Annotated in this window: 19 protein-coding genes; 8 read left to right on the top strand and 11 right to left on the bottom strand. The window is 48.8% G+C overall.

Features of this window, described 5'->3' with window-relative positions; all coding sequences use genetic code 11:
• Window positions 1-52 precede the first annotated feature (52 nt).
• A complete protein-coding gene (locus tag GON05_RS26825; RefSeq protein ID WP_127457745.1) occupies window positions 53-286 on the bottom strand; it encodes a hypothetical protein in 234 nt (77 codons plus the stop codon).
• Between the two features lie 137 nt (window positions 287-423).
• On the opposite strand from GON05_RS26825, the gene GON05_RS26820 reads away from it, so the two are divergent.
• Complete coding sequence (locus GON05_RS26820) at window positions 424-1,158, top strand: DUF554 domain-containing protein (RefSeq protein ID WP_157323781.1); 735 nt, start codon at window positions 424-426, stop codon at window positions 1,156-1,158.
• Here GON05_RS26820 and GON05_RS26815 read toward each other — a convergent pair.
• Window positions 1,155-1,856 (bottom strand): response regulator transcription factor, encoded by a 702-nt coding sequence (locus GON05_RS26815; protein ID WP_127457744.1) that lies wholly within the window; start codon window positions 1,854-1,856, stop codon window positions 1,155-1,157. The genes GON05_RS26820 and GON05_RS26815 overlap by 4 nt on opposite strands.
• Before the next feature lie 319 nt (window positions 1,857-2,175).
• Between GON05_RS26815 and GON05_RS26810 the strand changes: the two genes are divergently transcribed.
• Both GON05_RS26810 and GON05_RS26805 read left to right on the top strand, forming a co-directional pair.
• Window positions 2,176-3,096 carry a GGDEF domain-containing protein gene (locus GON05_RS26810; protein ID WP_157323513.1) on the top strand — a complete coding sequence of 307 codons (921 nt, stop codon included), beginning with the start codon at window positions 2,176-2,178 and terminating at the stop codon, window positions 3,094-3,096.
• Between the two features lie 162 nt (window positions 3,097-3,258).
• On the top strand, window positions 3,259-4,893 hold the full coding sequence (locus tag GON05_RS26805; RefSeq protein ID WP_157323504.1) for an S-layer homology domain-containing protein: 1,635 nt from the start codon (window positions 3,259-3,261) through the stop codon (window positions 4,891-4,893).
• A gap of 57 nt (window positions 4,894-4,950) precedes the next feature.
• Here the strand turns inward: GON05_RS26805 and GON05_RS26800 are convergent, their stop codons facing one another.
• The 5 genes from GON05_RS26800 to GON05_RS26780 all read right to left on the bottom strand — a co-directional run bounded on the left by GON05_RS26800 (window position 4,951) and on the right by GON05_RS26780 (window position 6,889).
• A complete protein-coding gene (locus GON05_RS26800) occupies window positions 4,951-5,412 on the bottom strand; it encodes a spore germination protein GerPE (protein ID WP_157323502.1) in 462 nt (153 codons plus the stop codon).
• A gap of 2 nt (window positions 5,413-5,414) precedes the next feature.
• A complete protein-coding gene (locus tag GON05_RS26795) occupies window positions 5,415-5,594 on the bottom strand; it encodes a spore gernimation protein GerPD (protein ID WP_157323778.1) in 180 nt (59 codons plus the stop codon).
• 5 nt (window positions 5,595-5,599) lie between these two features.
• Entirely contained in the window at window positions 5,600-6,346 is a 747-nt protein-coding gene (gene gerPC / locus GON05_RS26790; protein WP_157323500.1) for a spore germination protein GerPC, read from the bottom strand.
• A gap of 71 nt (window positions 6,347-6,417) precedes the next feature.
• Window positions 6,418-6,627, bottom strand: a complete 210-nt coding sequence (locus GON05_RS26785) for a spore germination protein GerPB (RefSeq protein WP_157323498.1) — start codon at window positions 6,625-6,627, stop codon at window positions 6,418-6,420.
• 34 nt (window positions 6,628-6,661) lie between these two features.
• On the bottom strand, window positions 6,662-6,889 hold the full coding sequence (locus tag GON05_RS26780) for a spore germination protein (protein WP_127457737.1): 228 nt from the start codon (window positions 6,887-6,889) through the stop codon (window positions 6,662-6,664).
• Window positions 6,890-7,025: 136 nt separating this feature from the next.
• Here GON05_RS26780 and GON05_RS26775 point away from each other — a divergent pair, with 136 nt between their 5' ends.
• Entirely contained in the window at window positions 7,026-7,484 is a 459-nt protein-coding gene (locus GON05_RS26775) for an Hsp20/alpha crystallin family protein (protein WP_157323497.1), read from the top strand.
• 142 nt (window positions 7,485-7,626) lie between these two features.
• Here GON05_RS26775 and GON05_RS26770 read toward each other — a convergent pair whose 3' ends face one another.
• The 3 genes from GON05_RS26770 to GON05_RS26760 all read right to left on the bottom strand — a co-directional run bounded on the left by GON05_RS26770 (window position 7,627) and on the right by GON05_RS26760 (window position 10,249).
• Entirely contained in the window at window positions 7,627-8,028 is a 402-nt protein-coding gene (locus tag GON05_RS26770) for a C40 family peptidase (protein ID WP_157323495.1), read from the bottom strand.
• 98 nt (window positions 8,029-8,126) lie between these two features.
• Window positions 8,127-9,494, bottom strand: coding sequence for a sensor histidine kinase (locus GON05_RS26765; protein ID WP_157323493.1), 1,368 nt, complete (start codon window positions 9,492-9,494; stop codon window positions 8,127-8,129).
• Window positions 9,491-10,249 (bottom strand): response regulator transcription factor, encoded by a 759-nt coding sequence (locus GON05_RS26760; protein WP_157323491.1) that lies wholly within the window; start codon window positions 10,247-10,249, stop codon window positions 9,491-9,493. Before GON05_RS26760 ends, GON05_RS26765 begins: the two co-directional genes overlap by 4 nt.
• A gap of 201 nt (window positions 10,250-10,450) precedes the next feature.
• Here GON05_RS26760 and GON05_RS26755 point away from each other — a divergent pair, with 201 nt between their 5' ends.
• Window positions 10,451-10,774 carry a hypothetical protein gene (locus GON05_RS26755; RefSeq protein WP_157323489.1) on the top strand — a complete coding sequence of 108 codons (324 nt, stop codon included), beginning with the start codon at window positions 10,451-10,453 and terminating at the stop codon, window positions 10,772-10,774.
• Window positions 10,775-10,873: 99 nt separating this feature from the next.
• Here the strand turns inward: GON05_RS26755 and GON05_RS26750 are convergent, their stop codons facing one another.
• Window positions 10,874-11,839 (bottom strand): aldolase catalytic domain-containing protein, encoded by a 966-nt coding sequence (locus tag GON05_RS26750; protein ID WP_157323488.1) that lies wholly within the window; start codon window positions 11,837-11,839, stop codon window positions 10,874-10,876.
• A 169-nt stretch (window positions 11,840-12,008) separates the two neighbouring features.
• Between GON05_RS26750 and GON05_RS26745 the strand changes: the two genes are divergently transcribed.
• The 3 genes from GON05_RS26745 (at window position 12,009) to GON05_RS26735 (ending at window position 14,910) form a co-directional block, all read left to right on the top strand.
• Window positions 12,009-12,860, top strand: a complete 852-nt coding sequence (locus GON05_RS26745) for an inositol monophosphatase family protein (RefSeq protein WP_157323486.1) — start codon at window positions 12,009-12,011, stop codon at window positions 12,858-12,860.
• Window positions 12,820-13,338 (top strand): hypothetical protein, encoded by a 519-nt coding sequence (locus tag GON05_RS26740; RefSeq protein ID WP_246239487.1) that lies wholly within the window; start codon window positions 12,820-12,822, stop codon window positions 13,336-13,338. Before GON05_RS26745 ends, GON05_RS26740 begins: the two co-directional genes overlap by 41 nt.
• A gap of 216 nt (window positions 13,339-13,554) precedes the next feature.
• Window positions 13,555-14,910: a dicarboxylate/amino acid:cation symporter gene (locus tag GON05_RS26735; protein WP_181646597.1), complete on the top strand. Its 1,356-nt coding sequence runs from the start codon at window positions 13,555-13,557 to the stop codon at window positions 14,908-14,910.
• Window positions 14,911-14,970: the final 60 nt, after the last annotated feature.

Below are 14,970 nucleotides of genomic sequence, written 5' to 3'. Positions count from 1 at the left end.
TACCATATTGAGGCAAAAAACCGAGCTGCATCCCAGCAGCCCGGTTCTAAGATTAAGTTCGATTATCAGCGCGCTTGCGCATAGGATTAAGCTCCGTTTGATCGTGATCAATCTCGGCTTCTTCCGCGAAGCCCTGCAACTCCCATGTCGTTCTGCCCAGCACGAGGTCCGCAGGAAATTCATCACCGCGTTTGAGGGTAACCTCTTGCCCTGCCTCATTGGCATAAATTCCGTCTGTCTCTACAATATCGCCTGTCATCGGTTCCATTGATTTGTCTTTCGCCATGCCGTATTCCTCCTTTCCTGTTGCTTATCCATACCATTTCCAAGCGTGGAGGAAATTATGAATAGAATCATGTAGAATGATAAGGTTGTCATATACGGAATACATACTTGGGTCAGGCTAGAAAGGAAATGAACAAAATGGCATTATGGGGAACGATCGTGAATGCTGCCGCTATCATTATTGGGGGATTATTGGGGCTGCTTCTGCCGCGCATCTCGGAAGGCATAAAAAGCACAGTCATGCAGGGCCTGGGGCTCGCAATTACTGTGCTGGGGATTACAATGGCTCTGAAATCGAGTCAAATTGTCCTAGTTATTTTGAGCGTCGTCATCGGAGGCATCCTCGGAGAGCTGCTCCGCATCGAATACCGGCTAGGTCAGCTCGGTGACTGGCTGCAAGCCCAAATGCGCAAAACCTCCTCACAGCATCAAGGCAGCGTCTCGGAGGGCTTCGTGACTTGTACGCTGATCTACTGCATCGGAGCTATGGCGATTCTAGGTCCGCTGGACAGCGGCCTGCGGCATAATCATGATATTTTGTACACGAAATCGCTGCTGGATGGGTTCTTATCCATTATTTTCGCTTCAACTTTAGGTGTAGGCGTAATCTTCTCAGCCGTGTCTGTTTTCATCATGCAGGGAACGATTGCACTGGCTGCAACTTTGATCGCCATGGCATTCAGCCAAGCGTCGCTGGACGCGATGATCATTCAAATTACAGCCGTTGGTGGTATTCTGGTGATTGGCGTAGGCATCAATATTCTGCAAATCAGGAAAATCAATGTCGCCAATATGCTGCCGGCACTAGTTATAGCGGCAGCCGCTGTGCCTTTGCAGCATCATATCTCCGCTTGGTGGGAGCGATTGTTCTAAACCGCAGAACCGTTAAATTTATAGCCGACACCGCGCACCGTGATAATGTACCGAGGTTCGGCCGGATTCATTTCAATTTTCTTGCGGAGATTGCTGATATGTACAATGAGTGTTCGTGGATCGCCCATACTATCCAGGCTCCAGATAAGCTCAAACAAATGCTCGATTTTGTAAACCCGATTAGGGGTTTTGGCCATAAGGGAAAGTAAATCAAATTCTTTGGCCGATAGCGAAATGGTCTGCCCATTCACGCGAACGATGTGGCTGACCAGATCAATCTCAAGACCCGGAAACTTCACCAGCTGCGGGTCATCCTGATGTTGTTCGCGGATCGAATTCCGGCGTAGAAGGGCCTTCACCCTTGCAACAAGCTGACTAGGGCTGAAAGGTTTCGTCATATAATCGTCGCCGCCCATGCTCAATCCGAGAATGATATCGATATCCTCGCTTTTACAGGAGATGAACAGAATTGGCGTATTGCTGGTTTTGCGGAGCTGGCGGCAAACTTCTATGCCATCAAGTCCTGGCAGCAGTATGTCCAGAACAATAAGATCGGGCTTGTGTTCCTTGACGATTTCAAAAACATCTTGTCCATTGTTGGCACTGATGACTTTGTATCCTTCTCTCGCTAGATAGAGTTGGATTAGTTGGACAATTTCTTGTTCATCATCCACGACTAAAATTGTTTCTCCTGCCATACTAGAAATCCTCCTCAGTAACGGAACGGCTCATGATGGGAGCGGAGAACCCGCTCACAAATATTACCTTCATTATAGAACGATTCTCCTAAAAATTTCTATCCTTTTATTGACAGATCGCTAGATTTGGTACTGTTTACAGTATAAATTGGGTACTATGCCCTATTGCTGACCTAGAACTTTAGCGAAATAGGAAGAAATTAGACGGAAAAGGACTTTATTTGACGCAAACTTTAGGTGAGCTTTATGAAATCTTTATGTTCCCATGCTAATCTACCCTTGTCTCTATGCATGAGTAGAGAAGGGGGCGACGAAAGTAATGAGTCATTCGGCTGATTTGAATCCCGTCACACATCCATGGTTGCAGAAGGATAACTTCGTACGCCAATTCATTGAGCAGGCTTGGGATTTGTTTTGTATTTTCGATGTACATGGAAATTTAACCTACGCGTCCAAGAGTTTTAACCCCGTGATTGGCCTTATCCCTGAAGATTTTCAGCAAATTGTAGACTTTATCGATTCCGAATACCGGATGGATATACATAAAATGTTTATCAAAACCTTGCAGACGAGCAGCAGCAGTAAGCTGGAGCTTCGTATGAAAGGGAGCAGCGAGAGTTTCAACTGGTTTGAATGTACCGCAATGCCGATCTGTAATGGAGAAGGAAATCTCTCAGAGATTTGTTTTGTACTTAATGATATTACGCTGCGCAAGAATCACGAGAGCAGGCTAATCGCGATGGCTTTCCATGATCCATTAACCGGTTTGCCGAACCGGCGGCTGTTCAAGGAGCAGTTGCAGCAGATGTTTATGCAGGCCAAACGAACGAACAGGCCTTTTGCGCTGTTATATGTGGATATCGATGATTTTAAAATGATTAATGACACGATGGGGCACGATGTGGGGGATGCTTTCCTGCAGGATTTTGCCCACCGCATTCAAGACTGTCTCCGCGAGGTCGATTTGTTTGCCCGGATGGGCGGCGATGAGTTCACCATTCTTCTGCCATCCGTAGATTGCGAAGAGCATGTGAATAGTGTGGCTAAGCGAATCCTGCATTGTGTGGATCAGCCGTGGGAGGTTCAAGGCCATCTGTTCAGGGCCACGGTCAGCATGGGAATTACGATGTATAACCAAGACCAGACAGAAGCATCACATATGATGAAAGAAGTGGATCTAGCTCTCTATCAAGTGAAAGGCAAGGGGCGAAATCACTTCCAATTTTATCAAGAAAAATAGATGCATAGCCAGTTATCAACTAACCGTTATAGGGGATCTAAAGCCCGCTGTATAGCGGTTTTTTTGCGTTCACCAATATTTACAACTAGCGATTTCATACGCATTCTAAGATGATAGAGGAATGGTAGTCTCGGAGAATGCTAGAGAAGGGAATGAGTGTAAATGCCGACGAACAAGCGATGGCGTAAAATCTTTGTTGCCTTAGCGGCAGCGGGGATACTGACGATAGCAACAAGCTCGGAACCTCATGACGCTCTAGCCCAAGCTAGTTCAGCGCAGGGGAAGTTCAATATGTCTTACATGTATTTTGGGAGCCCGAGTTCGTATACAACCCAAGTGGATAAAAGCGGACAAACGCTCGATGTCGTGGCACCGAGTTATTTTCATATCGATGCAAACGGCAACTTGGAACTATCCGATTCTCTGCTAGCTTCTTTCATTGCAGACATGCATCAAAGGGGAAAACGGGTTGTACCGTTTCTTAGCAATGATTTTGATCGGTCACTTGGAGAAAAAGCGATTGATAATCGCGAAGCGCTGGCGGATCAAATTGTGAAGGCAATTCAAGATAACAACCTCGATGGCATTCAATTTGATATCGAAAATGTGGATGCCGCTTACCGGGATAAATACACGGATCTGGTGAAAATCATTCGTAATAAACTAGGCAGCGACAAGGAAGTCTCCGTCGCGGTGGCAGCCAATCCAACCGGTACAACACAGGGGTGGACAGGTTTGTATGACTATAAGGCCTTAGCCGCAGTTACTGATTACTTGATGGTCATGGCTTATGACGAAAGCTATCCCGGCGATACGACGCCAGGACCTGTAGCTAGTTTGCCCTTTGTAGAGAAATCGATTCAATATGCAATTTCACAGGCGCCTGCGGATAAGGTTGTCTTGGGGATTCCGTTTTACGGAAGGTACTGGAATCAAAATGCAGCGGATAACGGAGCAGGTGTGTCCGCTCAAACCCTTAGCAAGCTAATCCAAAAATATGGGGGAACCGTTCGTTATGATACGGCTAGCCAGTCTCCTGTTGCCTCTTTTACTATTCTCCCAACGGATGAATCGTTTAGTATCAACGGCAACAGTCTGGTACCTGGCGATTATACGGTTTGGTTTGAGAACGAACAGTCGCTGAAGGAAAAGTTGAAGCTGGTCAGCAAGTACAACTTGAAAGGTACGGGAAGCTGGAGTTTGAACCAGGAAACAGCCGATACCTGGGATTATTACGGCTTGTGGGCGGATGGCTTCTATTTCACAGACGTGCAGCAGCACTGGGCCAAAGAAGACATCCTCGCCGCAGCGAACAACGGCTGGATGCTAGGCACAGCCGCAGACCGGTTCGCGCCGGACGCGGCGCTCACGAGAGCCGAAGCCGCGACGATCATCGTGCGCGCGCTCGGCTTGCAAGGCGAGGCCGCTGGCAGCGCCTCGTTCACGGACGTGCCTGCGAGCCACTGGGCCTCGCAGGATATCCGGATCGCGAAGAGCAGCGGGCTGATCCAAGGGATCAGCGACGAGCGCTTCGCGCCGGATCAGATCATCACGCGGGAGGAGATGAGCATGCTGCTCTCCCGCGCCTTGCACTTGACTTCGCAGGGCGGCTCAGCCGCTGCAAAGAGCTTCTCTGACGTGCCGGCAGGCAGCTGGTCGGCGGAGGCCATTGCTGCTATGAGCAGCAATGGCCTTGTCGACGGCTATGCGAACGGCACGTTCCGCCCCGGCGCGTCCTTGACGCGCGCGGAGATGGCTGCGCTGCTAAACCGCGCGCAGCCGCTGCTCACGAAGTGAGCACGCCAAAGAACCGCTTCCACCGATGAGGGTGGGGCGGTTCTTTGGTTTATGGATCTACAAGCCAGGCGGCGGCTTGATTGCTGGCAGAACGTCGCCGATCACGTCCTCTTTGCCTAGCTTGATAAAGGTTTGCTGCCCATGAGGACCGGGCTTGTCGGTAACGAATTGACGGATGTTCTTGATTCGGGCTTCGCTTCCAATTACACGGTTGCTGCCGATCTGGAGCACGGAGGTCGAACCAACGCCTAGAATTTTGATTCCCCGCACCCGGATATAGGAGCCTAAGTTATCCACACACATTGTAAATGGCTCCGGTGGCTGAGGTGTGGGAATAGGACGCTGAAAGAAGGGATAGGCCTTGAAGCTCCCTTCATTCCCATAATAAATCGGCACTTCGCGCTGCACAGCGAAGACGTTGGTATCCAGCGCGGTAGTGACGTTATCTCCGACCTGCATGACACTGCTTGCGCCAATTTCAAGCACATAGACATAGCCGACAATGGAGAGGCGCGCCATCCTTAAGCCTCAGGTGGGAGCGGGACGAATGGTGAGATGATGACGGCCTCCGGAGGCGTGTCGAACATCGAAGACAAGGAGATGACCTCTGTATCGCCAATAAGAAAAACCGAGGAGCTGGAAACCCCGACGATGCGTACATCCCCTACGAAAATTTGCTTGTTTTCCACATTCAAGTTCATCATAGTTAACCCTCATTTCTTGGCAGACTGGATATGTAGCTTTCGACTGCGCTGATAATGTCCTGTTTTGTTTTATCAATGATACTTGTCGTTACAGCTTCCATTGGTTCTTTAAAGCCTACACCGCGGTATTGATTGACATAATGCTGAATGCGAGCATCCAATTGTTTGCGAATATCGTCTATGATAAGGTCTTTGTAATCTTCGTCCAAATGGTACTGGTATTTGTTTTCCAGATTCAACATATCGGATTGGAGCCCATATTGCAGATAATGCGCAATGCCTTTCGAAACGTCGTGCTGCATCGCAGATCCTGAAGGGGCTTGCCCCTCCGTGCCTTGCTGCTTTCTCATATTCTCGGTGTTCATAGGTCCAATTCCGAATTCTTGCCCTGTTCCCATCCCCATCCCTTGTCCTTGTCCCTGGGCGAACGGATTCTGATCTTGATTTTGATTTTGATTTTGCCCGGCATCTTTACCTACTGAGGCGCCATTGACTGTGAAATCGTCGACGTTATCCAGCGAGCTCGGGCTGATGCCTATGGTCAAAGTTCCGTCCAATTTCTCAACCTTCAGTTGGTCGAAATTATATTCGATTTTATCGATATGGAATCGTTTCTCAACTTTGAGAGCATCGAGGTCGGACTGCAGTTTCTTAACGGTTTCTTCCAGTTTATCGATACGCTGCTTCTGCATTTCAATATAGGCGGAAAGCTGCTGGGCCCATTGCTGCCACGTGATTGAATTATGCATATATGGCACCTCCTTCCGTTTTCATTAAAAACCTTGCATGACCAGCATGGTGGTCATTTCATTGGCGGCGATCAGGTAGGCGGCGGCAATCGAACGAGCGAAACGGGATTTACTTCACTCGAACCAAGCGCTGGCGTAGGTTCAACAAAACCGCCTGTATTATAGAGGTTTGACAAGGAACGGATGGAACCTGCGGTGCCGATTTGAAGGACGGAGGAGTTGGCAACGGAGTTCACTTTTAGCTGCTGAATCATGATGGTTTGGTGAATGATCATGTTCATGAGGAACACCTCGCTGTGTTTGACATCGCGCTTGTTAGACGATCACTCCGCTGGTGGCGTTCGCTTCGATAAGATCCGAATCATTAGTGACGGTAGTGCTGTATGCATTATAGACACGAGGGAAATCACCCGTATTAAAGGAGCCTGCTCCTGCGAATGTTTTGGAAGAGCTGGTAGGTGCGATGATGAAGGTATCGCCGAAGTGGACAACTGAGCTGGAACCAACGCTGATAATTTTCACGTTCCCTACAATAGATGGCATATTTCGGCCTCCCTGACTTCAGGCTTCTCACACCTTCAGTATATGAGGGTATTCGCCCAGAGGTGATCTGTTTTTCAGATTGGTGTCACATCAGGGCGTAGGCACATATACTGCAAGAGAAAACGAGGTGATAGGCTTGAGCGGGTTTAATCGCCATCCTTGGCTGAAATGGGATCATGTAGAGAAGTTTCTCGGGCAAAAGCTGCCTTTCGCTGAAAAAGGGCAGACCTTTCTAGATAATATGACGTGGGTTGAGGGATATGTACAGGACATGCTGAAAAAAGCAATGCCGGGCATGGACGCAAGCATTTCTACGCAAGGAGCGTCCGGCGCCGAAATCTTTGAAACGCATGAACATGTCATTATCAAAGTAAAAATCGCCAAAGGCGAAGATCCAAGGGCACTTCGCGTATTTGTAAAATCGAATCAGATGAAGCTCACCGGATTCACTAGCGGGAAGGGCCGAATTATTAAATTTCCGACGCTTGTGCTTCCCAGATCGGCGAGAGTCAGTTACAAGCAGCGCTTACTCCAGATAAAGGTGCGTAAAAGAGGGTTAAAGGAGAACTATACGGAAGCCTATATTCGTTATTAGCGGCGGCGAAGACACATAAAAAACCGTTCCTATCGTAGTGGGTGGGGGACCTAAGGGACCCGCCATTTTACGAAGGAACGGTTTTGGTATATGCGTATGCGCTGAGGAACTGTGGGGCGCTATTTGAGCCGAGTGGGCATCCTTACAATACGCGACGGGCTGTCATGTAACGGGAGGACCAAGTTCCGCTATGAATGTTCGTAATGCGTACGCCGCCTGCCCCGTAAGTTTGCAGGAGGTTGCCATTCCCCATGTAGATGGCTACGTGGTTAATGACCCCCGGCTTGCCCGGATTCAAGAAAAACACAAGATCGCCTGTGCGAAGGTTGCTTCTAGACACATAGCTGCCCACATGAGCTTGATTCTTGGATGTACGCGGCAGGTTGACGCCTACGCGCTTGAAGACATATTGCGTGAAGGACGAGCAGTCGAACGTGTTCGTTTGGCCTGCTTTTGCACCGAATTGGTAAGGTGTGCCCAAGTAGTTTTTCCCGATGCTGATGACGCTGTTCGCACGGGAGGTTGCTGTGGCCGATGCCTGCATGGTTGAATTCGTGGTTTACCTTGAAACCCCTTTCACTGTGCTAGCGCTGGATTTGCTTCGTTTTCTGAGAGAACGATGAAAATCCTATGAAAATGTTCTTATTGACAGGTTGTCGGTAGTTTGACAATCACTGTAGTCCCTTCTCCCAAACGGCTTTGAATCTCAATAGTGCCTTTATGCTTCTGCACGATATGCAGGGCTATGGCCAGTCCCAGACCCACGCCGCCTTGTTTGCGATTCCTTGCTTTATCGCTGCGGTAGAACCTATCGAAGAGATGGGGGATATCGCCTTCAGCGATGCCAATGCCCTGATCGATGACTTTCAGAATGACCCAATGATCCTCGGTGAGTTCGATGTGCATGGTGATCTTTTGCTGGCTGTATTTCAGCGCATTATCTAGCAAGATAATAAGCAGCTGCTTTATTTTATAAGAATCACCGCTCATCAGAAGTTCTTGCTGTTCCGAAGTTAGCTCCACGTCAATTTCTCTCCCGGATGTCATGCGAAGAGAAGCCGCGGTTTGACGGGCGAGAGGAAGCAGGTCGAAATCGACGTCCTGCTCACAGTTCTCCCGGACGACATCCGTGAGAGAAAGCAGGTTCTGAGTTAGCTGCTTCAACTGAGCGGATTCGGAAATAATCGCTTCGAGCGCCTCCTCCCGCAGCTTTTCATCATGGAACGCCCACCTTCTTAGCAAGCTCGCATAGCTCTCGATGATGGTCAGGGGTGTGCGCAGCTCGTGGGAAGCATCGGCAAGGAATTGTTCCTGCTTTTGAAACATATCCTGCAGCCTGTCGATCATTCGGTTGAATGTCGCGCCAAGGATCACCAGTTCATCGTTCGTATCCTTCGCTGGCAGGTTGATGTGCCGGAAGGAGCCGCTCTGTTCGATGTTCTGCATCGTGCAGACGAAGTCCTGAAGCGGGCGGAAGAGGACGTTCGTATAGAAATATCCCCCGATCAGAGCGAGAATCAGTGTTCCCGTTGAGGTCAAGAGCAGCACAGAGATGAGCATGTCCGCATATTGGCCCAATCTCCGCAGGCTGCGGCCAATTTCAAGCGTGGCAAGCTGATGGCCCTCTTTAAAAACGGGCATTTTCACAAAGACATAGATACCGTCTGAAGCCGTTTCTACCGTAACGGTATCTTTATTCACATAGGTGACGGGATAGCGAGTTAGCGTCTCATCGGAATAAATTTGATAAATGACCTTGGAATCCGGTCCAATATAACGCAGCATTTCCTGGGGGATGAGGAGTTCTTCCATCGAGGAATTGTCCTGCCAATACTCAGGATGATTGGGCAAATCTTTTAACAGCAGCGTCCTCGCCTTCTCTTTGAGCAAATCAGCTTCGCCATTGGTGGTAACCCGAATGAACATGTAGTAGGCAAAAGTAAAGCTGATAAAAAGGATCAGCATGAGACCGACGGCAACGCCCAGTGTAATTTTCAGCTTTAGACTCATAAAGGTTTTTCTTTGGGGGCCGCTGTACCCGATGCTTCTTCTGCTTCTTTGGATGCTTGCGCCGCATCGACCTTAATCAGATAACCGACTCCGCGGATCGTTTGGATAAGCTTGGAGGAAAAGGGCTTATCCACTTTCTGCCGAAGATAACGAATATAAACATCAACGACGTTTGTATCCCCTACAAAATCATAGCCCCAAACCTCGGAAATAATCTGTTCCCTCGTCATGACTTCATCTCGATGCTGAATCAGGAAGCGCAGCAGTTCAAACTCAGTTGGCGTAAGCTCAATAGTGGTTCCCTCTCGAACTACGGATCTGCTTTTCATATCCATGGTCAAATCATCGATTTTCAGCAAATGAGGCTGCTCTGCCGGCTGGTCCTGCAGATTCCGCTGTCTGAGCAAGCTGCGTATGCGCGCCAACAGTTCAATTGTGGCAAAAGGCTTCGTCACATAATCGTTAGCGCCTTGATCCAGCCCGCTGACCCTGTCAGACACAGCATCCCTTGCCGTCAGCAGAATAATAGGCAGTGTAGCGTTAACTTGGCGAACGCGGCGCAGCACTTCCAGTCCGCTTAGTTCCGGCAGCATGACGTCCAATAAAATAAGATCCCACTCGGTTTCAGACAGAGCGGCATCCAGTCCTGCGCGCCCGTCTGGCTTCGTATGTACTTCATAGCCCTCATGCTCAAGCTCCAGCTTCAACACGCGGGCGATGCGTTCTTCATCCTCGATCAGCAATATGCGGCTCATTCGGAAAAATATTCACTCCCAGCTCCCGCCAGAACAGCGGCGTCAATTCATCGTCTTAGTTTCTCAGGTAAGGTGCTTTTACATACATGAACGCTAGTGCCGAAGCTGCCCAGTCTTTCATAGAGTGATCATTAGCCTAGTCCGCGTTTAACCTTCGTGACATAAACTAGCACAGAGAATGCTGATAAAGGAGCCGAACAGATGAGCATATCACCCGAAAAGAAAGTCCGCGCCAAGACGGTACAGAAAGTAGTCATTTTACTGCAGGACCATGATGCGACAGGAAGAGTGTATGTACGAATTGAGGGTGGGTTAAAATCGCGTGAAGCGATGGTTGAAGCAATCAAACGTTTGGACGGCGGCCTGATTTATGCCGATGAGGATTGCACGCAACTGATAGACAGTGAATATATCGAGGTGTTCCGGAAAAGGGGAAGCGCTCGCCGGGAGGAAGAGGACTTCACATTCCTTATTGACCGGGAATTTGCCGAGGATTACGTGGTTTCAGCCAAAATCATCAAATAAGTTTCCGTTTCTTTTTCGTGGCCATAAGAAAAACCCCTTGTCGCTCATTCGCAGGCAATGCCTTACGAACAAGTTGACAGGGGGTTCTTTGATCGGAATTTAGCCTTTGTGTGAAGCAGGTACGGTCTCAACGGAAGTCAAACGGTCGTAGAAATCTACGAAGTTATTTCTTTCTGCTGAGCTCAGAAGCGCCATGGCTGTGCGTGGGTGCTCATCAAGCGCACCTACGACCATGTAAGGAATGAGGTAGCCCCAATCCCATTTCTCGCGCATCGTGATCATGTGTTTTTCAATGATTTCGAGTACAGGACGAATATCGTAGCGCGCGCCTTTCAAATGGCTGAGCAGCAATTCCGTCGTACAGTTTCCTGCAGCGCGACCCATACCGTATACGGAGGAATCCAGGAAGGTTACACCGCTGGATGCGCCAGTAATTGTGTTAGCAAAAGCAAGCTGCATGTTGTTATGCATATGCAAGCCAAGCTCTTTCTCAGGAAGCAGGCGTTGGAACTTCGTTACCAGGTAATCAATATCCTTAGGAGCCATGCTGCCGTAGGAGTCTACGATATAGACAACGTCAACGGGGCTTTTGTTAATTTCTTCGAATGCTTCGATCAGCTCATTTTCCATCACGTGGGAAAGCGCCATAATGTTCAAGGATGTTTCGTAGCCCATATCGTGGAACTTTTGAACAAGCTCTAGACCTTTGTCCACATCTTTGATATAACAAGCCACGCGGATCAGATCAAGCAAGCTGTCTTCACGGGGTAAAATGTCTTTCTCATCGACACGGCCGATATCTACGAGCGCAGATAGCTTGGTATCTGTCTTTTTGGTAATGACATCACGCAGAAAAGCCTCATTTAAAAATCTCCATGGACCGGATGCTCCGCCTTTCAGCAGTTTCTCCGAGTTTTTGTAGCCGATCTCCATATACTCTACGCCGGCTGCACTTAAACCGCGATACATGTCTTGGACAAACTCCACGCTAAAATCCCAGTCGTTCACCAAACCGCCGTCCCGAATCGTACAATCCAAAATCTTGTGTTGATGATGCTTTACCATGCTCGTAATGCCCCTTTCGACTGCTCATATCGCTTAATATTTTGCTATATTATCACTTATGAAGAGGCTGCTTGTCAATGTAAGTGGCTTCACACAAGTCAACTTTCTTAGGGAACATATGGTAAAATGACTACATCTAATGAATGTTTCCACAAAGGGGATAGGGAATATGGATCGTAAGGAACGGCTATTGGCCAGAGAAGTTGCTGTGAAAGCAGCGTCCAAGGCGGGAGAATTGGCAAGAGAGCACTTCGGCAGTAAGTTGAATATTCAGCACAAGGACGAGCGTGGCGACTTGGTGACCGAGGTCGATGTGAGGGCGGATCGACTCATTGTTGATGAGATCATGGCGGTGTTCCCAACTCATCGTATCTATAGTGAAGAAGCCGGTGAAGGCGGTGCGGCAAGCGAATGTGTTTGGCACGTTGATCCGCTGGATGGAACGAATAATTTCGCCCTCGGCATACCGCTTTACGGAGTCTCCATCTCCTTAAGCTATCAGGGGCGGATTATACTCGGCGTGATCCACGATTCGGCACTTGGGCTTAATTATGCCGCCCTGCAGGGGGATGGCGCTTGGCAGGATGGCAGAAGGCTTGCGGCAGAGCCCAGCGGAGCGCTTGTCAAATCCACCATCTCATGGATTCAGGGCCATGCCGTTGGCAAAAATGATCAAGGGGCGCTGGGGCTCCGGCATCATCTGGAGCATTCGGTAAAAAGGGTGCTGCGCATGTGGGCGCCGTCTTTGACATGGGCGATGCTGGCCAGAGGCGATCTGCATGGGATTGTCCTGTACAACTCCGAAGGGGAGGATTTGTACGCGGGGTTGCTACTGGCGCAGGAGGCGGGCGTGAAGGTGACGGACTTTGACGGCAATTCGCTTGCTCTGCTTGGCGGCGGAACTGGATCTGTGTCTGAGTCTGGATCTGGGTCTGGCGACGGGAATCCGGCTTATATCGTCGCTGCAGTGCCCGCCTATCATGCGGAGCTGCTCAAAATCGTGCAGGAAGCCACGAAGTAGAATAGGCAGGGAACAAGTTGCAGAAGCTAATGGCAGACTTTTCATTTGGAGGAAGAAAGGATGCTATGCGATGAAGAACTTTGTTCCTATCTTTTTTGGTTTTGATAAGGAGCGGGATGCGCTGCTTGCGCTGGATACATTGGAGGAGCTTGGCTACAAGCCGGAGCTGCTGGAAGGGGAGAGGACGACGCTGCACATCCATCTCGACGACCAGGAAATGACCTCAGCGCTCGAGATCGCGCAGGCACACGGCGGGCGTCTGGTAGAACGGCAGCCCACTCAGTCCGAGCCGGATACCTACGCAATGGCGTATGATCTGGAGGGCTCCATCCGTATCCCGGCTCACACCGTGAATGAGGATTGGCCGGACAATTACGCCTCGGCGCGTGATTCCGATGCCGTGCCTAGCGAGGAAGAAGCGGCTTTTGACCCGTCTTCTGACGACTATAATCACTTCAACGCCGGCATACGGATTTAAGGCAGATGGATTAGCCCCATTTAAGGCATGCTTTGTAAATTTCGTTCGTAATTACACAAATATTGTGAGAAAAAACCGCATTTTATCTCGGATTAACGAGCATAAAATTCGGTTTTTTTGCATTATTTTAAATTAACCATTGACATGTAACTTCTAATGTCATATTCTAATTCCATTAAACCAAGTAAGATCGTAGGAATTAAGGAGATGATTCTAGTGAAAAATAACCTGGTCACCGCATTCACATCGAACTGGGTCAGCTTAGTCGTATCAATATTAATTATTGGTTTGCTCGTTTTCTTGGGGAGAAAAAGAGTAAGCTTTGGTAACCGCGTTTTCATCGGCTTGGGTCTTGGTCTCGTAGCCGGGATAGCGTTTAACCAATTACATTTGGAGTACAAAAGCGTAAGTACGATCGGAACGATTTATGTTAACTTGATTAAAATGCTCGTTATGCCTCTGGTCCTTATCTTAGTTATTAACAGTATTTCCTCTTTATCCAGTCTAGGTCAGCTTCGTAAACTCGGTCTGAAAACAATCGGCTGGTTTTTGCTAACAACAGGGATTGCATCTGTGATCGGTTTGGTTATTGCCCTGGCGTTCGATCCGGGTAACGGGATTGCGCAGGCTGTACCGAAAGATTTTAAAGCAAAAGAAATTCCAACGTTCTCCCAAGTTATTCTGGATCTGGTGCCATCTAATCCGATTAACGATATGGCGACAGGGAAAGTGGTACCCGTTCTGATCTTCGCGATCTTCGTGGCTGTAGCTATTGTACACGTTGGTTCCAAGAAGCCTGAGAGCGTAGCAGCTGTTAAAGCGTTTATTACATCAGCAACTGCTGTGATTCACCAAGTTGTTAAGTATGTTATTCGTCTGACACCTTATGGTGTATATGCATTGATCGCAGGTATGGCGGCGAAATATGGTCTTGAAACCCTTGCACCGCTTGCCAAAATTATCTTAACTTCTTATGTAGCACTTATCATTCATTTCGTCTTGATTTTCGGTGGTTTAGTCCTACTTATCGCGAAAGTTAACCCTATTAAGTTTTTCAAAAAAGCGTATCCGACGATCGCTGTTGCATTCACAACACGAAGCAGTTATGCAACGCTGCCGGTGAACTTGGAAGTTATCACGAAGCGTCTACGCATTTCACCGCGTATTGCCAGCTTCGTAGCACCTCTCGGCGCGACAATGAACTTCAACGGTTGCGGTGGTGTATGGCCGGCGGTTGTAGCGATTTTCGTAGCGAAAGTTTACAATCTTCCACTTAGTGGATCTGACTACTTTATCCTTATCTTAGTAAGCGTAATTTCCTCCATTGGTGTTGCCGGTGTTCCGGGACCTGCTGCGATTTCGACGACCGTTGTATTGACAGCTCTTGGTTTGCCTCTGGAAGGTATGGGTCTTGTACTTGGCGTCGAGGCGTTGATCGACATGGGTCGTACTGCCGTTAACGCAACAGGTACAACCGTTACAGCTTTGCTTGTAGCTGAGTCCGAAGGCGAATTCGATCGTGCGGCATTTGACCGTGACGAGGAAGATGATCTTGAAGCAGTAACAGCTTAATCTCTTGTAAAATGAAGAAGGACCTGCATCCGCTGGATGTAGGTCCTTTTTAGTTGGAGC

Source organism: Paenibacillus anseongensis (assembly GCF_009757995.1).
In the GTDB taxonomy this organism is placed as follows: Bacteria; Bacillota; Bacilli; order Paenibacillales; family NBRC-103111; genus Paenibacillus_E; species Paenibacillus_E chondroitinus.
This window is presented reverse-complemented; position numbering and strand designations above follow the sequence as displayed.